The organism is Treponema sp. OMZ 799 (assembly GCF_024181365.1).
Taxonomy (GTDB): Bacteria; Spirochaetota; Spirochaetia; order Treponematales; family Treponemataceae; genus Treponema_B.
Genome location: NZ_CP051301.1, coordinates 2,938,533 through 2,963,745 on the forward strand (window position 1 = coordinate 2,938,533; position 25,213 = coordinate 2,963,745).

Genomic DNA, 25,213 nt, shown 5'->3' on the forward strand with positions numbered 1-25,213 from the left:
AGGCACAAGGAACTACCTTGCCATACAATTACTTCTTTTGTGCAGTTTCGATATAGCCGTTCATCGCCTGCCGTATAGCATAAGCCAGCACGGGATTTGCGGTACCGTTGCCGTATACCGTACCGTTTTCAATACCGGAACTATTCGTGCCGGTTACGGAATTCTTGATAACACCTCCGGAAGTTTTCCATACGCCGACGTTGATATTGTCCTGCTGGACACGGCTGGCAGTCGGCACAACCGAAACCTCCCACTTACCGGTAAAGTAGCCGGTATCATCGGTACCCTGGGCCGAGCCGGATACGCCCGTTTCCGTATCCACAAGATAGGCAAGTTTGGAGCGTCCCGCGGAAGCCGAGTAGTAGCCTATATAGGGTACCGGCTTACCGGCCGCCGTATATGCGACATCCAAAGTAATATGAGTTCCGGCTATGCCGTAAGAATCAACCGTAGAGGTTTGGAAACTCGCAGCATTATAGCTTGCCAAATAAGCGTACTTCAAATCAGCCGTATCCGAGTCAAAGGCTGCAATATGTATACCGCCGGCCTTATCGACGGCAATCTTGCAGTATTCGCCCACATTCATCTTATTGAAAACATCTATAGGTTTTTTCCAAGTTCCGCTGCCGTTGCCGCTTTGAGAAGCGTGGTTTCCGTTTTGCGGATCGGTTTTATAGGTGTATTTAAGCTTTCGGTTCGTTTCGTCAAACCAAATTAAGACGGCCGTATCCGCCGCCGCCGTGGTACCCGACACAACACCTAGTGACAAATAGGTTCCCGTAGCGTTACCCGTATTAACAACGGCGGAACTGCTTTTATATTCTCCTGCAACGATACTTACATTGGCTTGGCTGTACGGCTGTACTGCTCGTTTCGATGCTTCATCTACAAACTGCCCGAATCGGGTCGGACTGGGATTTTCATTGTTTGCAGGCGGGCTTGTATATGTCAATGAATCCGCAATAGTGCCGTACTTAAACCGTATTTGATCGTTTATGCCGTCATAATAGGCAAGATAAACCCGTGTTTCATTAGCAGTACGTTTTGCCGCCGCAAGAGAGGGGTGCTGGATACGGGTTTTATCGAGTATGGCACCTCCTGATCCATTCATATCGTCAACTTGCCCGATAGATTCCAATCGTAAGGATTGTTGTCCGTTATAATTGGCACCCTGATCCGAAACACTGCCGGTTCCCCATTGACTTGTAAAATAAGCAAATTTACCGCCTTGATTACCGCCCGAGTTTATATCCCGTCCTACAGCTACACCGTGTGACTTTCCTACACTGTCGTATACAAACTCCACATTACCATAGTCGTCATAGTTTCTTTGCCACTTTGTATACGAATTGCTTGTTCCGTTACTCATACTGAAAAAGTCGGGGCCGTTGGCAAAGGCAAAGCCTATCATGCCGTTTGAAGGATTGATACGCATAACGGGTTCGGTTATAACACCGCGGCCGGGCAAAGCAGCTTTACTGTTAAACTGCCAGACATCAAGGAAAAGGTCATCCGTCAGCTTATCGTTACTGGCGGTTTTCTTTGCCTTGTTGTATGGCTTCTCGTTATTGTTGATATTGTTGACGGCCTTAACTGCACTTCCTCCTGAAGGAGTTACGGTAAGCTCAAGAGCACCGCTTTTTGCACCGGCATCAAGAGTCAAAGACCACGGAGATCCTGTATCGGTCAAAGTTCCGGAGGAAACGCCTCCCACCGTTACGGCAGCACCGGTAAGGTTAAAGCCCTGTATCTCTATTTTTTCCTTATCCTCTACCGGATAGCGGCCCGTTGCTGTCCGTGCATACAAGTCGGGATCGTTTCCGCCGAGTTTTGAAAGAGCTGTTTTTATGCCGGTTACATAGGGCACCACATTTACGCTCATCGCCGGCTTATTAAAGGAAGGTTCATCGCCCGCATACCCTACAGGATAGAGGTAATAAGACATCAATGTATCATCTGTAGCAGGATTGGCTACTGTAGGAAGAAGTACATCTTTCCACTCAACAACCGAGCCGTTTACCGATGTTATAGGAAGCAAATATGAAGCATCGGCATCGGTTGAACCGGTCTTACCAACAATACGGATAAATTGTCCGGGCACGGCCTTATCACCAGGAGCAAGGGTAAGAGACTGAACCGTTCGTGCCTGGGCATTTTTTTTCGTAAGACTACCTACAACTGTATTGCCGCTTACTACTGTACCGCTGTGGTATGCCTTAAGTAAAATCTGCTTGTTGTTTCCCGGTGTTCCGGTTATCCAGCTATACTCCCATGACACCCAGTGACCGTTTACGTCTAGTCTCGTATCTTTAACCTTTAAATCAGTCAGGGAGGTCCAGCTTCCGGCAGCATACTCTGCTTTTTTTTCCGATCCGTCCACAGTAAGTGTAAGCTTGGTAAGCTTGGTCGGATGATAGGCTGTTCCTCTGATAACAACCTGTCCCGAAACATCGCTTTCTCCTGCACCGGATGAAACTTTTGCAATCTCAATATGCCCCTTATCCCGGCTGTTTGATACCAGGCTGTTTTCGTTCTCTCCATTCCAATAGAAAGGAGAAACAAAGGCAGAAGGCTTGCGGGTATCCTTTGTTTTTACGTTAAATGTTACCTTAAGAGTTAATTTTCGCCCTGTATCCTCAACTGAAGCACTATCCGTTAGAACAATAACGAATTTTTGATTATCACCATCCTGTATTGCAGCATTTCCAAAATCTACGTTCTCAAAATTAATCGCATCGTTAAGCTCAGGATTCGAATTTGAAGAGCTGAGAGTTCCGGTTTTAACCGGCGCTCCTGACTGATTACCCGAGCTATCAGCCTTATAAAGTTTATAACTGCGTGCTCCATAACCGCCAAGTAATTCAAACTTAATTTGAGACTTATCTGCATTTTTAATAGTAAATTCACTTGCTATATCAATAGTTTGACTGTAATTTTTTACTTCATCTATGTATGAATCATCACCATTCTTTGTCACTGTTTCAATCAAGCCGGAGCTCACATTATTAGAATAAGAATTGCTGCCGTTTAGATCCGTACTAAAGCTTACATTCGTTAGCTTTAAGGGCTTGTTACGCACATATATGGGACATGAATATTCATCACCCTTATTACCGGCATCATCGGTTGCATTAAGTTTTAAGCTATACATACCGTCATTGATATTTTTAGTTTCTATACTATGCTTAAAACTTACAAAGTCTCCGATTTCAGCATCAAATTTATTAATATCTGCCATAGATGTATCGCCAAACTTAACTGAAAGGGTCTTTGTTTTAGATCCGCTGTCATAGGCAAAACCCTGCAGTTGGTAATTGCTGCCATCTTTATCGAAAACAATGGGATTTTGCTCAATCAGTATACAGTTCGCTGAATCTGCAAAAATACCTGTACTTGCAAAGGTTACTTTTGCATGACTTCCATCTACCTCTATATTAGTTATTTTAACAGCCTTAGCCGATCCATCCTTTGTTTCAGCAAATAAGACAAGGTTACCTATATTCTTTTTAAGCCTTGCAACAGCCTGTGTTATATTTTCAGAACCTTGAAGACTTACCGAAACACCTGAAGCTGAGGTAGCGGTAAATACAGCCTTTTTAAATTTACCGGCAGCCGTTCCGAATACTGCAGACGGAAGACTATTATCATATCTAAGAACTATAGTATAAGATACCGGAACGGAGGAACCATCGTTACGGGCATCTATAGCCGAAATATCAAACTGAATATTTCCTGCCTTTTTTGTGTAATGAGATGTTTTGATAGGAATTGTAAAAGCGTAGCCAGGTAAACCTCCTACAGTAACAATATCTCCGTTATCATTAATATTTCCCTCAGTAAACCAGCCTAAAGTATTGCTTGTATCAAGACTTTGATATCCGGCCGGCAATGTCGGCGGTGATTCGGCTTTAATGTTGGGCTTTATACCGGCACTATGCCTTACAGCACCTTTTATTTTAAATAAATCACCTTTTACCCAAACCGAATTCTGAACGTACGTTTCTTCAATATAATCAGGAGGAGGAGCATTATTCGGCACTAATTGCTTTATACCGGTAAATTGGGCAACATCCGTATTTATTGTAAAGCTAACTATAGAAGTCCAATCTCCGATTAGTCCGTCGCTATTTTCTGCCTTTACGCGTAAAAATACTTCCTTTTTATCGGCTCCGGCTAAAATATCTGTTTTCACTTCGGATGGGAGAATATGGTTCCAATAATACACATCAGCATTACCCGAGTCAGGATAAATTTGAACTCCGGTTGCTGATCCGTAGTTTTGGTTATTTAAAGACCAAGCTGTATTTGCTTCAAGCTCAGCCCGAGTTTTTCCCAACTGTAAATAAATCTTTTTGACGGTTTTACCTGAAGCAGGGTTTGCAACATGGGCACTTCCGCTTATTAATATATCGCCTCCAAGGGCATCACCATTTTTTGGTGAAACCAGCTCGGCGAAGGGTGTACCTCCGGCAGGGTCAAACTTCACACTAAATTGAGAAGAAGTAACCTCATTGCCCGCCTTGTCTGATGCCTGTAATACTATAGGAATACTATAAATGCTGCTGCCTAATCCGGGAGCTGAAACACCGCTAAAGGTTTGATATTTTGCTATATCCGGAATTACTATAGTCCATGCTCCGCCTGAATAAATTATTTTGCTTAATTCCTCACTGTTATGCACATGAGATGTTAGAAAACCTGAGTTACCGATTTTATATTTTACAGTCATTTCATTAACGCCTGAGGTAATTACATTTCCGGAAGCCGATTCATCAACTATGTTGCCCATCAGCTTTACTTCTTTGAAAAAGATGTTTTGTAAATCCGGAGATGACTGCGTTACCTTCGGCGCTGTAAAATCAACTACTATAGGATTAGGCCATTCGGTTACTGTACCTGAATTAGACTCAACATAAAGCTTAAAATTGGGATTTCCTTCAACATGAGCAAGATCAACATCGTTTATTGTCCATTCCTCATAGTCTCCGGAAACACCTGTTTTTGTTCCGTTTTTTTCTACACCGCCGCCTATCGAAACTTTTACGGTTTTAATTCCAAAAGCATTTTTTGCGAAAATCCTGAAAGAAGCTTGTTTATTTGCATAGTTACCGATAACGGTATTTTGTTTTACTAAGGTTATGGGTGACGCCTCAACATATGTTGCCCCCAACGAAAACCTTACATCATCGAATTTAATCTGCGGAGCATCGGTATTTACCTCATAAGGACCGAATTCTTTATCGGTTTTATTTCCTGCTTTGTCATATACGCTTACAAGTACATAGTTTTCTTGTTTTTGCCGGAAACTTACAATAGCCTCCCATTTGTACTCAGTCAAACCTGTTTCCGGAGGAATTAATCTTGCGGGTGTTTCATCTGCTTCATAGTTAATATTGCCTCCGATTTTTGCCCCTATCTTATAGGTTACTTTATCTATACCTGAACCCATAAGATCACTGCCTATCGGCATATCCGCTGCTGTTCCTTTAAATGTACGGGACCAAGTACTGAATACAGTTTGAAGGGGGTCTAGCAATGAAGGTTCTTTAGGGTTTGTCCTGTCAAGTACAAAACTAACCTGCCCAACCGCAAACACTGAATTTGTACTGCGAGCTCGAAAATGAATATGACGCCTACCTTCTGAAAGTCCAGCCACCTTAACTTTACCTTTATATATATTGGTTGCCCCGACTTGAGTTAACAAAAAATCAGTATCCGTAGGCGTCTCTGCATCTGCGGGCGAATCAATCTTATAGTAGACCGAACCGCCTGCAAGATTTTCAACAGCACAGCTTATATCAACATCTCCATTCTGATATTCATTAGGTTGATGGGGAAACATATATGGAGCTCCGGCCGCTTTAAAATCAACAATAAGCAAACCATTTGATGGTTTATTTTTATCATTATATGGTGTAAAATCTGAGTTTCCTTTTACATCGTGCCCTTCAACATTAATCCTATAAAGTCCCGGCTCAATGTCTCCAGGAAGAGGCTTAGTTATTTTTATAAGTCCTCCGCTTTGCGTAACTCCCGAAAAATCAGGGCTTGGTACTGTAGCATCAAAAAATGGAGACTGCGAGGTATAATTACCGTTTTTTAAATCTGTAACAGTATTACCCTTGCAAAGAATAACTTTTAATTCGCTTCCTGCATAGTCTGTACCGGCAACAAGAGCATTCTTGTCCATATTCGGATATAACTCAACAGTTAAGGAAGAAGAAGAACCGAACAACATTGGAGCCGGAAGAGGAGCCGGATTAGTTGATCCTTCAGGGAAGATTACCGGATGAGCTCCGATAACCTTAAACCCGGGAGACTTATCCGGATTTAAAGAGAATACGCTTTTATTTTTTGAAGGTTTTACTTGTTTATTTAATAAAATATTTCGGATACTTTCACTTTCAGATTTTCTTAAATCATATATAGCTTGTTCGTGAGATGTCCCCCCGTCTTTTCCCTTTTTACCGGAGAAATAATCGCTTATTACCTTTGCCGTATATTTATTTAAATCAACAGAGCCTTCTATTTCATTTTTTACGTAATAAAAATCTGATTCGTTTCCTTTATTGTCTACGCTTCCGTTATACATACGGGCGTTATCCTGCAATTTTATATCGGCTCTTATTGGTTTATCTATATTTACCCCGTTATTTATCAAATCTGAATAGTATTGGTCGGGATAAGCTGCCATAACAATATCAACAGAATTTTCTTTGTTCTGTTTTGTTATGGATAAATCATCTCTCACCTTTAATGTAATCAAACTCAATTCATGCATATCACCTGCCGAACCTTCTATTTTCATAACTGCACCATATTGGTCTACAGTAGGGTAAGGGTCTTCATCGATCGCCACTAATGACGGTCTTGAAACAATAAATACAGGAGGAGTATTATCTATCTTATAAGTTTTATTTAGCATTGTAATTTTATCATTCTTGTCTTTGATAGTAACGGTAATCTCATACTCCCCATCAGGTATGGGATAAATCTTTACCAAGGGATGACCATCTTCAGTACCGGTAGACTCGTTATTTATCGCTATTTCCCAAGTTACGTTTCCGCTGCCGCTTGCAGTAACATGCCCGGGAAACGGGCCTTTCTGTATTCCAGGGTTTTCTTTATTTTTAAACATAACCGATACAGATTTGACTTCTTCATCGTCAAAGGCGGTCCCTTTTATAATAAAGCTGCCCCGGATAGGCGTTTCTCCTGTTTCAGGATAGGTTATTCTTCCCTCAGGCGGTAAGACGTCTACCGTAGTTCCCAACGAAACAAGAGGTTTACATGTCAGTAACATTATCACCGTAAATAAACTTAATACTAAAAAACTTAAAAATTTTTTGTTCTTTTTCATTCATTTCCTCCTAAATTAAAATATATCAAACCTTAAGCCGACAGATATATTAGGAATTACAGATCTTATCGCAGACGTTTTTCCCTTAGAATCTACATCAGTAGGTACAAACCACAATTGTCCTTCTGTAAATAAGGATATAGCGCTGAAATACTTTTGCTTATGAAATTTAACTCTAGGAAACTCAAGCTGCATAAGCAAAGCTGACAATACTTGAGGACGGCCGCTCTGGGTTTGCGTAAACAATCCAAACTGTGCACCCAAGGCCACATCCAAATATAACCACTTCCAATCAGGTCCAAAATAATATCCAAAAGGCAGCTCATATACGTTTGCCAATAGCTTTAACGATATTATATGCCCTCCATATCTCATCTTATGGTTACCGCCATATAGCAGATTAAACTGACTTTGTAAAAACTGCCCATAATGAAGCTGGAGTTTTACGTTATCATCAAAAAAGCTTAAACCTAAGCCTATATCCCATAAGGCCGCTCCCCAAAACGCACCTTCAACATGCAAGCCTTGAATAAACTTTGGTACTCCATAACTAGCCTTATCTCCCTTCCTTAAAAGAGCTTCTACAGTTGACAGCTCTATGTCATCTGAAGATAAGCCGCTAAACTCTATTGCTCCATTGTACCGGCCTCCCTCACCGGGCGATATCAAGGTAACTTTTGGAGCTGTCTTATCTATCTTTATTATTGTCCTACAAACCGCTACCTCTCTATTTTCCATAACGGCCCTTAACAATAAAAAGTGATTTCCTTCTGCCATATCCTCTGTTTCAAGCCTGTACTTCCAATTAGCAGCCGACTTAACAGGAGCAAAGGTTTTTCCGTTGTCAAAACTGATTTCTACATACTTAACGCGCTTTGCTTTAAAAGCTCTTTTATCCTCAGATGTAGAACCCTTTGAGTAGACACGGGTCTTTTCTTCTTCGGATACTGTATAACCGGCTCTTCCTCTAAGGTAGGGCCTTTCTATTGCAAAGTCTCCCATCGCAAAATTGTCTATGGTGATCCACGGCCCCTCTGCGCCATAATTTATCTTATGTACCTCAGAATTAAGCGGTCCGGCACCTGCACGGTTTGCCCTTAACTCAAGGCTATGCTCTCCATTTACGAGCTTTTCACTGTCTAATTTAAAACAAACATAACCCGTTTTAGATACAGAAACCCTTTCAACTTCTTTTCCGTCTATATATAAAGCGGCCTCTTCTACACCATTATCAGCCATCAGCCTTCCATATACATTGAACTCGCCTCTTACCGTTTCGCCGTTTAAAGGATACAATAACTCTATCTTGTTTTTATCCTTCTTTCTATACACATCAAAGTTGATAGAAGCCTCATTAGTATTATTGGCCTTATCTACTCCGCTTATCTCAAGATTATACCTTCCTTCAGGCAATGAGCTTATATCTATATCTTTTGAAAGAATTATATCTTTTTCAAGCTTGATCTCGGATAGCTTTTGAGGCACCGATTTTCCGTCAAGGCTCTTTATTTTTAACATTACTCCTTCAAGAGAAACATTATCATAAACTTGACCTGATACAAAAAGGTTGTTATCCAATTTTGAACCGGCTAAGGGATATTCAAGTTTTAATATAGGAGGCGTGTTATCTATGTTTATCAATGTCGAGTATAAAAATACTTGCTCATAATTATCTGTCGCCTTTACAAAAACTACATGGGTTCCGTCATTTATTATATGGGTATTTATACGGTATTGCCATTTTTCTCTGCCTTCTGCAAGGTTATAGGTCTGCCCGTTATCAAAGGATACTTCAACCTTCTTGATTCCGTTTTTATCCAATGCACTTCCGGATATTACGCTTACCCCTTGCACTGTGTCAGTTATAAGAGGGTAAGAAACTGCAACCTGAGGTACATCGAGAGACACTCTGATTTTTCTGGTTACAGGCTGGCTTGTTACTCCGTAAATATCCTCAGCATACATGGTTATCTCATGTTCATTATCCGTAAGCTCGCTTAGTAAAATAGGTATAGAAAAGCTGTTTTTTATATCCATCGATTTATAAGCACCCTTATCTATCCTATAATGGATCTTTGCTGCCTCATCGTCATCATATACCATACCGGATATTTCAAAGTCTTTTATTATTATTTCGTTTTCATTCGGTAAATGTAAGTCTACCCGTGGGGCATCTTCGCTATTGTCTATTTCAAAACTATAACTATTAAAACTTCTTGAATTGCCTGCAAGGTCAGTAAACTTAAACAGCATATTCTTACTCAAGGGCTCTTTTGCACTGCCTATTATAAGATTCGGTAAGGAGCTATATTCAAAGCTCTGCCATTCGGCACCCTTACTTGCTCCCTTATACTCAGACTTTACTCCGGCAAACCTATCGCTTACCTTAAAAGCCGAGTATATTGAACCGTTTACCTTTTCTCCGCCTTCCGGCAAAATCATAACAACCTCAGGAGCTTCGCTGTCCTTATAAAACAGTCTTCTCTCATAGCTTTCTCTTCCGGCTGCATCTGTTGCCTTTACGGTAACAACAATGGGACCGTCCGCCTGTCCGCTTATATTTATCTTCTCGTTAAATGAGTTAGATAACTTTACATAAGGAGAACCGCTTCCTAAGCTATATTCAACTTTTGTAATTCCAACCGAATCTTCAGCATTACCCTTTAAATTTATAGAACTTGTCACAAAAGAAGCTGCTTCGCTCATTTCAAGATTTATATTAGGAGAACTCTTATCAAAAAGAATATCTACTAAAGGGCTTGTAAAAACTACACCCTCACTATCGGTTATCTTTACTCCGATTCCTTTATATACGCCCTCTTCTTTTATCCTTAATCTTATTAATTCTCCTTCTTGCTCTGCTTCAATATTTTTACCGCCTATTACTTCTAAACTCTCTATGACCATTCCGTCCCGAGGCTGGTAAATCCCTTCCAAGGCTTTATCGTTTATCAATACTATTTGATTGCTCTCATTTATCTTGCCTTTAGACCACACAAAGTTTTCTTCACCGCCTGCTCCCGATGCATTTAAAACTCGGATAACCAGAGTCTGTTTGCTAACCTTATCATTAATGTCTGTTGCCGTAACAGACACTGTATATATACCCGGCTGCGATTTTCCGCTTATATTTGTCTTTATCACATAATCGGTTTGTCCGGTCTTTAAAGGTAAAACGGATTCTTCTTCTCCGTTAAAGCCTGCACTTATATATTTTAACCCGGAAGCCGATTTTACATGGACAGAAGTAGAATTCTTTGTTTGTGCCGTATATACAGGGATGATTGTCTGCCCGTTATCAAAAGCGATTACAGGCTCCTTCCCTTCTACGCTGAACTTTACACTTAAAGGATTTCCTTTAATGCCTTTTTTATTAACCGCATAAATAGTCAATGTATGAGTTCCTGCACTCAATCCGCTTTCTACAGCTGCAAAACCTGCATCGGAGGCGTCTATTATTTTTTCTTCCCCCTTGTCTATCTTGTATCTTACCTCACTTGGTCCATATAAGTCATAAATTGCTCCTGAGATATAGAGATCTCCCGAAACCTTTCCATCAAGGACAGGGCTTAGCATTTCGATTACGGGCTTTCCCTTATTTTGATCTATGTAAAATGTCTTTTTTGCTCTTACTATGTTTCCGGCTATATCTTTTGCGGTTATTTCGACAACAGCACTTTTAGCTCCGCTCTTACTAACATCGAACTCTTTTATCCAATAATTATTACCCGCAGTAAGCTCAAAACTGCCTTCTTCTCCATTACACTTCCAAGAAAGGCTTGATAAACCTGCCGAATCACCAGCCTTCCCTGCAACAGAAAATACCGGAGCAGCAGGACTGTCGTCCTCAGGATAGATAAATTCTACGATAGGGGCTGTGTTATCGACAAACAACAAAAATGTGTGTATGCCTATACTTCCTTGCTTATCTATTGCCTTAAACCAAATTACCTTAGGCCCGTCTTCCAGCGTTTTTGTGTTTAATTTTAATGAAAACGTTGATTGCTTTGTTTTTTTGTTATACGCTAACTTTACTTCTTCAAAGTTCTCTCCATGGTTCAATGAATATAGCAGTCTTTCTATACCGTTACCGTCTTCTACCGTTCCGTCAATTGTTATCTTACCTGAAACAAGTTCTCCTATACTCTTATTGCCTATCTCAGTAATCGGCGACAGCCGATTTATGTAAAATCTGTTTTTTACTGATTTTCCCTTTACGCCGTTAATGTCTACGCCCCAGGCCTCTATAGTGTGAGTTCCTTCTTCAAAATTTTCAGTGTTTATATAGTATGACCAAAATTCTTTCCCCTTGGCCCGGTATATATTTTCTCCGCCGTCTATGCGTAACTCTACATACTCTACAGCATCATCGTCTACGCAGGTTCCTATTATGTTTAAGTTACCTGATACTACTGCTTCAGTTTTAGGATTACTTATGTTTACTATCGGTAAGTCTGAATTAGGGTCTACATACATATTAAAAGGACCTACATAACCCTCATTACCGGCTATATCTACAGCCTTTATCAATACATTGTATTTTCCTTTTTTCTTAGCCGATATATCTATCGATTGCTGCCAGCTTTCCGTGTTGGTCATCTGTACACTGTCTATATCTTTTGATCCTCCTGCATATAGCAAACTCAAAGAGCTAAACATTATCAATAAATACATTGTTATTTTTTTCATAAAATACTCCTAAACTAATTCAATAATTTAACCGATAGCTTATCGGCTAAAGCAGCTGAAATCTTTAATATATCTAAATTAAAATGAAAAAATGATAGGGATGGATATATTTATAATACAATATACACACAAAATGTCAATAATATCAAGTAATTTTTAATATTTTTTTATAATTATATGTCTTCCCTATTTTTTAATAATAGGGTAGAATAGCGAGAATATGAAGCTTAAATTTATAGGACAAACCACAGCACAAAGGCGAGAGCTTATTTTAACCGCTTCACCTATCAAAACATTAATCATCCTTTCTTTACCGGCTCTTATGATGGCTATGCTGCAAGCTATGATGCCTTTTACTGACGGTCTCTTTATAAACAGACTTACCGACCATGTAACGGCAAGTGCAGTCAGCTTTTCCCAGCCTATTATCTTCATTGTCCTAGCGCTTGGTCAAGGCTTAAGCGTTGGAGCTACAGCAATTATCGGACAGCTCAACGGGCGCGGAAACATAGATGAAAGCAAAAAAATTGCCACGCAGATTTTCGTATTTGCCTTTTTGTTGGGATTGGTTTCAATTCCCGTTTTATTTATACTGGGAACGGTAATAAGCTATACGCTCAAAAGTGAAATAGCTCCGCTGGTTTTTAGGTATATTTCGCTTTATTGTCTTGTAATGCCTCTCAGCTTTATGGAAGCTATATACAACGGTATAAAAAATGCCAACGGAAAGCCGGAAGCTCCCTTTATAAGAATGATCATAATGCTTATCATAAAAATCATAGGCAACTTTATCTTTTTATATATTTTTAGAATGAAAATAGACGGCTGTGTTCTCGCCTCTCTTTTAGCCAATATTGTAGTCGCAGCGTGGATGTTCTACGATCTTTTTTTGAAACCAACACCCGATAAACTAACTTTAAAACAATTTAAATTCTCCTCTCCTGCGATATACGAATTATTACGGGTCGGCTTCCCGGCAATGCTCAATTATGCCTTTATATATGTAGGCTTTTTTTTAATAAACAGAGAAATGGAGCCTTACGGCGCAGTAATCTTAAATGGTCAAAGTATTGCAAACAATATATCTACAATTTGTTTCAATATACCCGGCTGCTTTAGCGCTGCAGTTACAACTATGGTAAGTATGAATATAGGCTCCGAAAATCCCCAAAAAGCAAAGCGGTCCTGCCTTTTAGGCTGTATCACAAGTGCAATAAGCGGAGCAGTCCTTATAGCTATCATAGTGCCGTCTTCAGCCTATCTTGTATCAATGTTTAAGCCCGAAATGCCCCAAATAGGGGAAATCGCAGTAAAGGCCCTGCACATTTACACCTACTCGGTAATAGGATTCGGTATATGTATGACAATTCAGGGAGCCTTTATCGGCCTCGGAAAAACCAAGGTTCCGTTAATGTTGGGTATTTTGCGTATCTGGCTTTTGCGCTACATATTTATAATTACAACCGAAAAATATCTTTCCTATTACTCGATATACTGGGGAAATCTTTTTTCGAACATAACGGCCGGTCTGATTGCCGTAATTTTAATCCTAAACACCAAATGGGTGTCGGGAATAAAAAAATAGACCTCATTGAAAAAAAACGGCAATAGGTGTAAAATCCTCGTTGATTAAAAAAACTTTTTGGAGGTTTCTTTATGAAAAATATAAAGATTGATTTTGATGTTTTGGAAATGATGGTTTTCTTTTGGGAAAGCGTAGCTTCAAAGGATAAGATGGGAGATGATTACTTTGTAAGCATTGCCGAAAAGCCGCAGATGGAAGTTGTTTACAACGGGGACTTTTCTAAGGATTCTGTCCGCAGGGTTATGTCTGCAATTTCCAACAGGGAAAGACTTAACGACCGCACGATGAGCGAGAGCCGCTTTTGGAATAACAATATGTGGATTTTGGAAGACTTACAGACCATGCACAATATGATGGCTCCGATTAAGACATTAAACCTTACAGAGCTTACCGAAAAATATAAGGCTTCGGCAAAATTCGATGAGATCGAACTCATTTTTATTCCGGCCCATGCAGAAGAATTCTACATAAAGGAAAATAAAATATATATTAACTTTTTTAAACTTATTCCGAATTATGAAGACCCGAAGGATATTAAGATTTCGGGCCTTCCTTTAAAAGAATATGTAATTAAAAAGATCGAAGATTTATTGCACTAAGAGCATGGCAAAAAAGGGTTGCGGCTTGGGCGACGTTTAAGCTTTCCACATTGCCGCTTCCCTTTATTTTTACAAGGTGCGAGCAAAGCTTTTTAGCTTCCTCGCTTATTCCCCTTTCTTCATTTCCTAGAACAATTACGCAAGCCTCATCCCTTTCGATCAATCTTCCCATGTCGGCTATTTCGTGGTGGGCTTTTAAGTCGGTTCCTATACATGTGAGCCTTCCGCGGCACTGACGCAAAAACCAAGCCGTTGACGAAACCTTAAAAATGTTCACAAATTCCATTCCGCCTTGAGCTACCCTGTAAGCCGAGGTAGTAATCGAAGCCTGTTTATCTTCCTTTGTTAAAACTATGTTTTCTATACCGAAAAAGGCAGCACTCCTTATTATCGCACCGAGGTTGTTTGCATTTCCTATTTCATCGAGCATCAAAACCTGAGCCCTATTTTGAGCCCAAATGTTTATCGTTTCATGTTCCAATACAGGGATCTCGGGCTCAAAAATCATCGCCGTTACCCCCTGATGATGAACCGATTCGGAGAGCCTTTCCAGCTCATCATCGGAGACTATTCTATATAATCTCTTATTGGAAGCCAAATACTTACAAACCTCGCCGAACTGTTTTGCTCTTTTTTCCGAAAAAAACAGGCGTGAGATTTTTTCGGGATGATGTTTTGCCAAGGCTAGACAGCTTTCAAAGCCGCAAACCGGCAATTCTTTTTCAAATTTCTTACCCATGTGTTCATCATACACCAAAAGCAGAATATATGGAAGCGGACTCTTTTTTTGACCTTGCATAGATTTTTTATTTTTGTTAGAATGAGGGCCTTATGAAAAAAGCATGTATTTTTGATTTGGACGGAACCTTAACCAATTCTCTTTACTCGATAGCTCATTTTTTAAATACGGAAACGGCCAAGCACGGCATACCGGCTGTCGATCCTGAAGAATTTAAAATTTTAACCGGCAACGGAGCAAGAAAGCTCGTACAAAGAGTGCTTGAACGCTCAGGAAAAAATGACAAAGAATTGGAAGAAAAAATCCTTACAGGTTATAATGCAGCCTATGATGCCGACCCTGTTTATCTTTGTGAAGCCTACCCCGGAATCAAAGAGCTTTTAGCCGGCCTAATCAAAAACGGAATTTCGGTAAACGTGCTTTCAAATAAACCCCACTCGACGACAGAAAAGGTTGTTAAAACCATCTTCGGCGAAAACACCTTTTCGTGTATCCTTGGTGCCAGGGATTCCGTAGCCCTGAAGCCTGACCCCGCAGGCGTCTATGAAATTTTAAAAATGCTTAATCTCGAAAAAAAAGATTTTCTTTACATAGGAGACACGGCAACGGATGTTCAAACCGGAAAAAATGCAGGTCTTTTTACTATCGGCGTTTTATGGGGTTTTAGAAAGCGTCCCGAATTGGAAAACGCAGGAGCTGATGCAATAATTTCAAGTCCTGAAGAAATCCTAAGGCTTGCCTTAGCCTAAGCCTGTAATCCGGTTTTAATTTCTATAGGCCGGACTCTGCTTACATGCCCAACACAAGAGCAACCCCTGCACAAACCAGAGGAATCAGTATATTATCAAAATCTTTTAGAGGGAGGGCTTCCGTTCCTGCAGCGATGCCGGCAATAAACAAGCTTTTTACAAGACTCAGACTTATTGCGAAGGTAGAAATAAAAACCGCCGTAAAACAGGCTATGCTTCCTGCTATGGTTTTATCCTTGGAAATATTTAAGTGATGCCTTCCCCAAAATTTTCCTACAAGGCTTGCAAGGCCGTCGCCTAGGGCCAAGGCCATAATTCCTATACTTGCATCCTTAAACGGAAAGATAAGAAGAGTGCTGATAACCCCGGCCGAAAGAGTTACGGGCCCTAACACAAATTTTCCCTTATCCCGTTCTCTTGCTGCAAAGCCCGTAATGCTTGAAACCATAAAAATTTGATGGCCCCTTAACCTTAAAATTTCAAAGACTATATAAAGACATGTTATTACGGACAAGGCTATAACTGTCGGATAAAAAAAGTATCTTGCAAAGAGGGGAACAAGGGCTGCACAAAGATGAATAGCTTTGCGGAAGGTTTCTTTTACCAGATCCTCTACCCTTGCATTTTGAGAAAGCTTTTTATACCGTAGATTTCTTAAAAAACTCATAAACTAAAACATCCCTGCACACAAAACTGCGGCTATCTTAAAATAGATAATCAAACTTACAGTGTCTACAATGGTTGTAATTAAGGGCCCTGCCATAATTGCGGGGTCGAGCTTTAATTTTTTTGCCATAATAGGGAGAAGACCTCCCGTAATCTTTGCGATAGTTACGGTTGCAACGAGGGTGGCTCCCACAGTAAGGGCTATCATAGGGTTCTTTCCTCCGAGGAAAACCGATTTTAAAAAACTAAAAATACCTAAGATAAGACCTACCAAAACGGCGATACCCAGTTCTTTAAAAAATACCTTTTTCCAATCCTTTAAGTCGATTTCTCCTGTGGCCAAACCTCGGATAATGAGGGTGGAAGACTGATTTCCCGAATTTCCTCCCGTATCCATCAGCATGGGAATAAAGGCCGTCAAAATAGTCATAGAGGCAAGTAAATGGTTATAGCGTTCGATTATGGTTCCCGTAAAGGTTTCGGATACCATGAGCAAAAGAAGCCAGCCTATTCTATGCTTTGCAAGTTTAAAAATTCCGGTTTCGAGGTAGGTTTCTTCGTTGGGCTGCATACCGGCCATCCTCTGGAAGTCCTCGGTAGCCTCCTGCTCCATAACATCCATTATGTCGTCAACGGTAATAATGCCGATGAGCCGGTTTTCGTTATCGACAACAGGGAGGGCCAAAAAGCCGTACTTTTTAAAAGTGAAGGCAACCTTTTCTTGATCGTCATGGGTGTTCACGCAGATATACTCTTTATTAAAAATCTGCTCAATCTTTTTGTCCCCATCGGCGAGTACCAATTCTTTTAAAGAAATAAAGCCTTCAAGAATGCGATTTCGGTCGGTAACATAGCAGGTGTAAATGGTTTCACTTTCCAAACCTATCTTGCGGATGTAGGCAAGGGCCTGCTCAACGGTCATTCCTTTTTTTAAGCCTACGTACTCGATGGTCATAAGGCTTCCCGCCGAATCTTTGGGATATTTTAAAAACTGATTTATGAGCATCCGCTCTTCACTGCCCGTATTTTTTAGGATTTTTTTTACGACATTTGCAGGCATCTCTTCAACAATATCTACCATATCGTCCAAGAAGATTTCATCCAAGATGGAAACCAGCTCCCTGTCTGTAGCGGCAGCTATAAATTTACTTTGCTGTTCTGTAGGAAGGAGGGTAAAAACTTCGGCGGCCATGCTCTTAGGCAGCATTCTGAACATAAGAATGGCATTTTGTGCCGATTCGGCCTCAAGAAATTCGGCTATATCTACCTCGTTTAAATCGGCCAAAAGCCTTTGTACTTCAATATACCGTTTTTCGGATAATAAATATTCGATTTGTTCAAACTTATTTTCTTCCAATTCCATAAGATACCCTCCGAACGATATAATTCTTGAGAGTATATCACATTTTTAAGAAAAAATATAGGGGAGGAAAAAAAGCTTATACAGCTATTCGAGTTTTTTATATTAAATTAGTCAACAATTTTTTAAATTTTACCATTTATTACAAACTTTTTATACAATAATTATGAAAGGGGAAAATTTTTCTTCTTTTAAAAAACTATTAGAGAGATTAAACATGGAAAAACTATTTAAAATCACTCTCCGTAACGACTATGCCTTTAAACGAGTGTTCGGAGTAGAGGAAAACAAAGACATTCTTCAAGATTTTCTGGAATGTATTTTGGACATTCCACCTGAAACCATCGCAGGCTTGGAACTTCTGGATAAGGAGTTTCATAGGGATTCGATAACCGATAAAACGGGTGTTTTAGATGTAAAACTACGCCTAAAAAACAATACCATTATCGATATAGAAATTCAAAACAGGTGGAACAGTGAGTTTGCTCAAAGAACTATCTTTTATTGGGCTAAAATGTATACGGAAAACTTAAAAACAGGTGAAGTGTATACAAAATTGCCTAAATGTATTACAATAAACATAGTGGGTGAAGGTTTTAATTTGAACAATCTGATTCACAGTGAGTATAATGTAGTAGAGAAGCACTTGAACGACAAACTTTCTGATGAACTTGAAATCCACTTTTTAAACTTAGCCAAGATTGAAGAACAAGAAAATATTGAACAGGATGAAAAGAAAAAAAAACTTTATAACTGGTTGAAGTTTATTGAAACCGATGATAGGGAGGTCCGTAATATGTTAGCCCAAGAATCACCGATGATGGCAAAAGCAAATACAACTATTGAAATAATGGAAATGAGCCCGAAAGAAAAATGGCTTTATGAAAACCGAATGAAATACGAACATGACAAGGCTTCTTGGAAACATGTTGGTTATCAAGAGGGGATTGAACAAGGAGCCTACCAAAAAGCTCTTGAAACAGCGGCTGCTTTTAAAAAACTTGGAATTGATATTGATAAAATAGCCCAAGGAACAGGTTTAAGCATTCAGGAAATCCAAGCCCTATAAAAATCGGCGTTTTTAAAATGAACTTATATGGCAGGTTTAAGCCCAATGGCCCTATCCCCAAAAGCCGTTGTTTGCAAGGAGAACGGCTAAGGCGGAAGTAAGAGCAGTTTCGGTGCGTAAGATGCGTTTTCCCATCGAGTAAGAAACAAAGCCTTCGGCTAAAAATGATTCCCGCTCGTTTTGAGTCCAGCCCCTCTCGCTTCCTATTGCTATAGTTAAATCTTCCCCTTCCTGCATCTTAAACGTAGAAAGTGATGGAAAGGCTCCTATGTCGAGAAGAACCTTGCTCCCCTTGAACGAGGAGTTTTTTATATCTTTTAAAGCTTCTTTTACAGAATTGCAAAAATAAAATTTAGGCATCAGGGTTTGGCCTGCTTGCGAGATTCCGTCGATAATGTATTTTTTTATTTCTTCGGAACTTGAAAGGTTCGACCTTAAATAGGAACGCTCTCCCAATTCCGTTCCGCATAGTATGATTTCTGCAAAACCCAAACTAGCCGCATCCCGCAAGATGCGCCTCAACTGAATGGGTCGTGGAAAGCCCAAGATTATTTTTATCGGCGGAAGAGGCAGCGGTTTTCTTTCAATTTTATCGGCATCTGTGTTATCATCAATTTTACCGGCACCCTTATCGGCCCTGCTTTTGACGGATGCATTCGGAGAAAAAGAAAAAACTATTTTTTCTTCGGAAAGGTGAGAGATAAGAGCCTTTCCTATGTTTCCGTTTATAAGACCGGCCTTAAAAACATCGCCTTCCTTTAGATGCAAGACCTTTTTTATGTGCTGATAGCGTTCATCGTTTTTATAAAAAACACAGCTCCCATCTTCGGCATTTTGAAAAAATCTTTCTTCATTTAAATCGGATAAATCGGAGTTTACGCAATAAGATTGTACGCAATCATCGTCTAAAAAATCATCAGCCGAAAACAAAACAATATTCATCTATCTCTTCCTAAATTAAGATGAGCTTCCGGCACAATAATCCAGTTCGGCTTCGGTAAGAATCGAATAGTCATAGCCCTGTTCGGCCAAAAACTTTTGACGCTTTTCGGCAAATCCCTCTTCTATGGTTTGGCGGGTTACGATACTGTAAAAATGAGAATCGCATTCCTTAGGCCGCAAGATTCTGCCCAAGCGCTGTGCCTCTTCTTGGCGGCTCCCGAACACACCGGACACCTGAATAGCAACCGAGGCATCAGGCAGGTCGATGGCGAAGTTTGCAACCTTAGAGACCACCAAAACATTTATCTCCCCCTTTCTAAATGCATCATACAAAACCTCCCTTTCGGCATTTGTATTTTTCCCGGTAATAAGGGGCGCCTCTATTTCTTTTGCAATTGTCTCAAGTTGGGAAAGGTACTGCCCGATTATAAGGGTTTGATTTTCCTTATGCTTGGCCAAAAGTTTTTTGACTACTTCGAGCTTTGCAGGATTTTCACTTGCAATGCGGTGCTTTTCTCGCGTTGTACCCACAGCGTACTCTATCTCCTTTGAAGGAGCAATGTTTACACGGATTTCGGTACAATAAGCCCTTGCTATCCAGCCCTTTTGCTCCAGGTCCTTCCACGGCACATCGAAGCGCTTAGGCCCGACAAGACTGAACACATCGCCTTCACAGCCGTCTTCCCTCACAAGGGTTGCAGTAAGCCCGAGCCTTCTTATAACTTGAAGCTCGGCCGTAATTCTAAAAACGGGAGCGGGCAATAGGTGAACCTCGTCATAGATTATAAGCCCCCAAGCCCTTTCCCTAAAAATTTTAAAATGAGGAAAGGCCGCATCGGTGCTAGGTCTCCAAGTGAGTACCTGATAGGTGGCTATCGTAATAGGCCTTATCTCCTTTACCTCACCGGTATATAAACCTATATCTTCTTCGCTTATATTTGTCTTATCCAAAAGCTCCCGCCTCCACTGGTAAACGGCAGCCACATTGGGAGTAAGAATAAGGGTGCTTGTTTTAAGAAGACTCATCGTGAGCATTCCGACTATAGTTTTTCCTGAACCGCAGGGAAGAACAATAGTACCGAAGCCCGTTCCTGCCGACTTATCTCCCACAAAGGAAGAAGCCGCATCCCTTTGATAATCTCTGATTTCGAATTCGGCCCCGCTCGAAGTTTTTTCTTTTAGAGAAATATCTAAGGGCTCGCCGTCGCGGAGGGGAAACTCATCTTTCACGGGCCAGCCCTGTTTTAAAAGAGCCTGCTTTACCGTTCCCCTGTTTAAAAGAGAAATTAAAAAAGAGTTTTCTTCATCCGGGTCTTCTATTAGATATTTTGAAAGAAGCTTACTGCTTTTTAGTTCTTTAAAAATAAGAGCGTTTTCAGTCTTTAGCCGCAAGAATTCCGCCTCAACAGTTTCGAGATTTGCAGCGCCGGTTTCTTTTTCTTCTATAATGTCAGTATTGTCCTCTTGAGGCTTTTCGAGAGGGAGAAGCTTTATCTTCCCGTAACGGCCCATCGTCTCTTTCATCCAAACCAAGATCGATTCGGGAACCTTAAAGCGGGAAAAACTGGTGAGAGTTTTCATAATAGAATCGGCTGAAAGCCCGACCCCTGCCGCATTCCAAAGCGAGAGGGGAGTCAGCCTGTAAGTGTGAAGATGTTCAGGCGACTTTTCAAGCTCTGCAAAGGGTATAAGGGCAAAGCGGGCCTCATCTGCCTCCGGGTCGTGAATGTCCAAAAGAATGGAGCGGTCTCCTTGAATTATAAGCGGTTTCGATTCTTGCATAGCCTGACATTATACACGTTTAAAGAGGACAGTTCAAGTTAGGGGAAATGAAGAAGAGCGATCGACCCTATAATGCTTTTACTTCTTCAATGCTTAAGCCCGATATTGTACAAATATCGGTAATCGGATAATTCATCCCCTTCATCAACTTTGCCGTTTCAAGTTTGGTTTGATAAGAGCCTCGCTCAATTCCTTGTTGTATTCCAATCATCAGGCTTTCTTCTCGTTGTACTGCTATATCTGTTTCGTAATCATATTCGGCCAGCAACATATTTATTACCTCCTTGGTCTTGCGTTTTAGATAATCACGCAAAATATTATTTTGTATACATTCATCGATGGCTTTTTGAAAGCCGTTTTGAGGGTCTTCTTTTTTCCATCTGCGCACCGTTTCCACAAATACGGTGTATTCATACATCGTCTTGCAGTTTTCCAATAAAGGATGGCGGTTTTGTTGGTTGATATTTATTACTTTAACGGTTAATTCAAGACTAGGCAATGAAGATTTTTCGATAAAAGCATCCGATAGTTTCAGAGTTTTATCGGAAGGATAAGTTTCTTCTCCGTTATAAAAAACATAAAACTCCGGTGTCGGAATATTTAGGAGTTTACGGCTGTATTTTTCCTTTGATTCAAAGAGAGTTTCATACAGGCGTCCGATATATTCAAGACACCGCAAAGGCATATTAGGATTGATAGTAGATTGATGTTCCGCGAGCACTATTATTTTGTTATCGACCAGATAAGACACATCGTTATAGAAGGCCATATAGAGAACCTGATCCAATCGGATATTTTTCAAATCTTCAGTAGCCGTAAGCGAAGTACCGTGCAAGGCATTATAGAGCGACAAAAAGTTTTCCTTGGCCTTTTCGTCTTCTGCAAAAAGGTCAACGAATACCGAATCTTTATAGCTGCGTTTATGCTTAGACATTTTCTTGCGCCTCCTCGCCCATTATTATAACATAAATTATTAAAATTGACAAAGGGCAAAGTACGAAGTTCGGCATTTCCCCTTTTCCAAAATAAATTAAAAAACTTTCCCGAAAAGTTGTTATTCCCAAAAACTTGGGTTATAATGTATAGTATGAACGGCAAAATAAACCGCTTAAACAGTATAATAAAGGGTTCTCAAAAAAGTTTGGAAAAGTCGGCAAAACTACTTGACAAAGCCGAATTCGCCCCCATAATTACTCAGCACTCAGCGCACTTTTAAATAAACCGCAAAGATCGCCAAGATCGCAAAGAATTATAAAGGAATTTACAACATCTCCCTCAAATTTCTTTGCGTCCTTCGCGCCCTTAGCGGTTAAATTAAAAAACACGCAAAATAGGCAAACCCCGCCAAGAATAATTAATGCACATCTAAAACCATCTCTCTTAAATATCTTTGCGCCCTTGGCGGTTAAATTACACAATTATAAGGAGGTTTCTTATGAAACACACAAACAAAAGCCAAAAATGCTTTAAAAGTTGGGCGGCAGTCCTCACACTTGCCGCATCGTTATTGATTATCGGGCTCTTTACAGCCTGCCCCAACGCCGCAGGAGGGGGTGGAGGCTCAATTACGCCTGTTACACCCGGCAAGGCTGTTCTTACCGTAGACACTGATAATAAAACAATAAAAATTACGGTAATAACCTCCGGCGGAAGCAAGGTAACGGTAGAAGGTGCGGACAAAACAAGCATAAACAGCGGTGAAGAAACCGAACTTACGGCAATAGCGGCGGATAACAAAATCACCTTAAAAAACGCCGTAATTACAGAGCTTAAATGCGGCGGGAACAAGCTTACCGCCCTTGACATACAGGAACTTTCCGACTTGCAAGCCCTGAGGTGCTATCAGAACCAATTAACGGAGCTTAATGTAGACAATGTGACTAAATTATCGTACCTGGACTGCGACGAAAACCAATTAACGGCACTTAAAGTAGACAAGTTAACCGAACTGACAGACCTGTCCTGCGTCGACAACCGATTAACAGAGTTAAGCGTAGACAAGTTAATCAAATTGCAGAAACTGTCCTGCGGCGGAAACCAATTAACGGCACTTAAGGTAGACAAGTTAACTGAACTGAAATATCTGAACTGCTACGCTAATCAACTGGATGCCGCCGCCATGACCGCCATACTGAAAGATCTGCCCGCACGGCAGGCAATCGACGGCGCCGAATGTTTTCTTTTCAGCGAAGACCCGAGCGATAACGAGGGAAACTACAAATTCGACGGCACCGTTCCGGCAGACTTGAGAATAGCCTTTGAAAAAGCCCGTGACGAAAAACACTGGACACTCAAAAAATACAACAGTGCAAGCATCAGTGAAGAAATTGTACTGCCTATTATATCAAACGCGGCAATTCTTATCGTAGACCCAAGTAAACCGACAATCACTGTTACGGTAGTATGCACGAGCGGTTCAATAGAAGTAGAGGGCGCGGACAAAACCGATATACCAAGCGGTGTGCCAACCGCCTTGACCGCAACCGGCTCGCAGATTATCTTAAAAAACAACTCTATTACGGAGCTTAAATGCTTTAACAACAAGCTTACCGCCCTTGATGTACGGGGCCTTTCCGGCTTACAAAAGCTGGTCCGCGACAAAAATCAACTGACAAGTCTTGATCTGCAAAACTTAGCCGAATTACGGTCTGTTGTCTGCTTCGAAAATAAATTAACAAGTCTTAATGTGCAAAATGCGGTTAAATTGGAGAAGCTATTCTGTAGAAATAACGAATTGCAAAGCCTTTTAATTCAAAACACTCCTAAGTTAAAGGAATTCACATGCAACGAAAATAAACTTAATGCGGCCGCTTTTACCGGCATTTTAACCAATCTGCCTACCCGTGCAGCGGGTGATGGAGCAAAAGGCACTCTTTTTAAAACATCTTCGAATGAACACAACTATGATTTCACCGATCCCCTTCCCGCAGATTTAAGAGATACTTTTTACAAGGCCCGCGACACAAAAAAGTGGAAGTTAATCAAGAAAGATTCGGGAAGTGTTAAAAGCCCTATCATCTTGCCGCCTCCTCCGCCTCTTTTATATGTACCGGTAGACTATGCCGATTTGGAAAACTACCTTAACACGGAACCGGCGGCTACAGACGGTGTCTACTACATCGAAATAACCGGAACCATACCGGCTGCCGCCTTTAAGGGCGATAGCTCCGGTCCGGGAGCACTCGGGCAAAAGATACAGAATGCATCCCCTAAAAAAATAGACCTTAAACTGCCCGAAACGGTTGCAGGTCTTGTAAGTATGGAAAGCTGTTTTAGAGACTGTACCGATCTTGTATCGCTTGCGAATATCCCCGCAAATGTTACGAATATGAGTAATTGTTTTTCAGGCTGCACAAGTTTAATTAAAGGCCCCGATATTCCTGAAGGCGTTAATGATATGTCTTACTGCTTTAAAGGTTGTTCTTCTCTAAAAAAAGTAAAACTTAACTGCCCTTACAATGCCTCAGGAATAAACTTTGCCGCTGTCTTTTTCAACTGTAATGCTTTAGAAATAGGCGGCATACAGGTAAAGACTGCACACTATGACGCATACACAACCTACAGCGCCCTTGAGAAGATGAAAGTACCGCCTGTCGGCAATCAAACCGAACAAAAAAAGAAGTTCAGCACATTTTAGGGCATAACAGCCATACGCCTTATGCGAGCCTCTCGC

14 protein-coding genes are annotated in these 25,213 nt (G+C 40.7%); 6 read left to right on the forward strand and 8 right to left on the reverse strand.

What is annotated here, in order from left to right; genetic code table 11:
- Nucleotides 1-28: 28 nt before the first annotated feature.
- Together E4O04_RS13645 and E4O04_RS13650 are read right to left on the reverse strand one after the other, a co-directional pair.
- A complete protein-coding gene (locus tag E4O04_RS13645; RefSeq protein WP_253686710.1) occupies nucleotides 29-7,360 on the reverse strand; it encodes a hypothetical protein in 7,332 nt (2,443 codons plus the stop codon).
- Between the two features lie 15 nt (nucleotides 7,361-7,375).
- Nucleotides 7,376-12,049, reverse strand: a complete 4,674-nt coding sequence (locus E4O04_RS13650; RefSeq protein WP_253686709.1) for an Ig-like domain-containing protein — start codon at nucleotides 12,047-12,049, stop codon at nucleotides 7,376-7,378.
- Nucleotides 12,050-12,269: 220 nt separating this feature from the next.
- Between E4O04_RS13650 and E4O04_RS13655 the strand changes: the two genes are divergently transcribed.
- Both E4O04_RS13655 and E4O04_RS13660 read left to right on the forward strand, forming a co-directional pair.
- Nucleotides 12,270-13,634, forward strand: a complete 1,365-nt coding sequence (locus E4O04_RS13655) for an MATE family efflux transporter (protein ID WP_253686708.1) — start codon at nucleotides 12,270-12,272, stop codon at nucleotides 13,632-13,634.
- 71 nt (nucleotides 13,635-13,705) lie between these two features.
- Nucleotides 13,706-14,233: a TDE2712 family protein gene (locus E4O04_RS13660; RefSeq protein ID WP_253686707.1), complete on the forward strand. Its 528-nt coding sequence runs from the start codon at nucleotides 13,706-13,708 to the stop codon at nucleotides 14,231-14,233.
- On the opposite strand, the gene E4O04_RS13665 is transcribed toward E4O04_RS13660, so the two are convergent.
- Entirely contained in the window at nucleotides 14,205-14,972 is a 768-nt protein-coding gene (locus E4O04_RS13665) for a TrmH family RNA methyltransferase (protein WP_253686706.1), read from the reverse strand. The two genes, E4O04_RS13660 and E4O04_RS13665, sit on opposite strands and share 29 nt — an antisense overlap.
- Before the next feature lie 92 nt (nucleotides 14,973-15,064).
- Here E4O04_RS13665 and E4O04_RS13670 point away from each other — a divergent pair, with 92 nt between their 5' ends.
- A complete protein-coding gene (locus E4O04_RS13670; RefSeq protein ID WP_253686705.1) occupies nucleotides 15,065-15,721 on the forward strand; it encodes an HAD family hydrolase in 657 nt (218 codons plus the stop codon).
- Nucleotides 15,722-15,761: 40 nt separating this feature from the next.
- Here the strand turns inward: E4O04_RS13670 and E4O04_RS13675 are convergent, their stop codons facing one another.
- Both E4O04_RS13675 and mgtE read right to left on the reverse strand, forming a co-directional pair.
- Nucleotides 15,762-16,388, reverse strand: a complete 627-nt coding sequence (locus E4O04_RS13675) for a diacylglycerol/polyprenol kinase family protein (protein ID WP_253686704.1) — start codon at nucleotides 16,386-16,388, stop codon at nucleotides 15,762-15,764.
- 3 nt (nucleotides 16,389-16,391) lie between these two features.
- Nucleotides 16,392-17,750, reverse strand: coding sequence for a magnesium transporter (gene mgtE / locus E4O04_RS13680; protein WP_253686703.1), 1,359 nt, complete (start codon nucleotides 17,748-17,750; stop codon nucleotides 16,392-16,394).
- A gap of 214 nt (nucleotides 17,751-17,964) precedes the next feature.
- Between mgtE and E4O04_RS13685 the strand changes: the two genes are divergently transcribed.
- A complete protein-coding gene (locus E4O04_RS13685; protein ID WP_253688149.1) occupies nucleotides 17,965-18,816 on the forward strand; it encodes an Rpn family recombination-promoting nuclease/putative transposase in 852 nt (283 codons plus the stop codon).
- Between the two features lie 51 nt (nucleotides 18,817-18,867).
- Here the strand turns inward: E4O04_RS13685 and E4O04_RS13690 are convergent, their stop codons facing one another.
- The 3 genes from E4O04_RS13690 to E4O04_RS13700 form a co-directional block, all read right to left on the reverse strand.
- Entirely contained in the window at nucleotides 18,868-19,758 is an 891-nt protein-coding gene (locus tag E4O04_RS13690; protein WP_253708701.1) for a 16S rRNA (uracil(1498)-N(3))-methyltransferase, read from the reverse strand.
- A 15-nt stretch (nucleotides 19,759-19,773) separates the two neighbouring features.
- Entirely contained in the window at nucleotides 19,774-21,540 is a 1,767-nt protein-coding gene (locus tag E4O04_RS13695) for a DNA repair helicase XPB (RefSeq protein ID WP_253708704.1), read from the reverse strand.
- 67 nt (nucleotides 21,541-21,607) lie between these two features.
- Nucleotides 21,608-22,474 carry an Rpn family recombination-promoting nuclease/putative transposase gene (locus E4O04_RS13700; protein ID WP_253692240.1) on the reverse strand — a complete coding sequence of 289 codons (867 nt, stop codon included), beginning with the start codon at nucleotides 22,472-22,474 and terminating at the stop codon, nucleotides 21,608-21,610.
- Nucleotides 22,475-22,627: 153 nt separating this feature from the next.
- On the opposite strand from E4O04_RS13700, the gene E4O04_RS14095 reads away from it, so the two are divergent.
- Both E4O04_RS14095 and E4O04_RS13705 read left to right on the forward strand, forming a co-directional pair.
- Nucleotides 22,628-22,756 carry a hypothetical protein gene (locus E4O04_RS14095; protein ID WP_256488835.1) on the forward strand — a complete coding sequence of 43 codons (129 nt, stop codon included), beginning with the start codon at nucleotides 22,628-22,630 and terminating at the stop codon, nucleotides 22,754-22,756.
- Between the two features lie 219 nt (nucleotides 22,757-22,975).
- Complete coding sequence (locus tag E4O04_RS13705) at nucleotides 22,976-25,177, forward strand: leucine-rich repeat protein (protein WP_253708707.1); 2,202 nt, start codon at nucleotides 22,976-22,978, stop codon at nucleotides 25,175-25,177.
- Nucleotides 25,178-25,213: the final 36 nt, after the last annotated feature.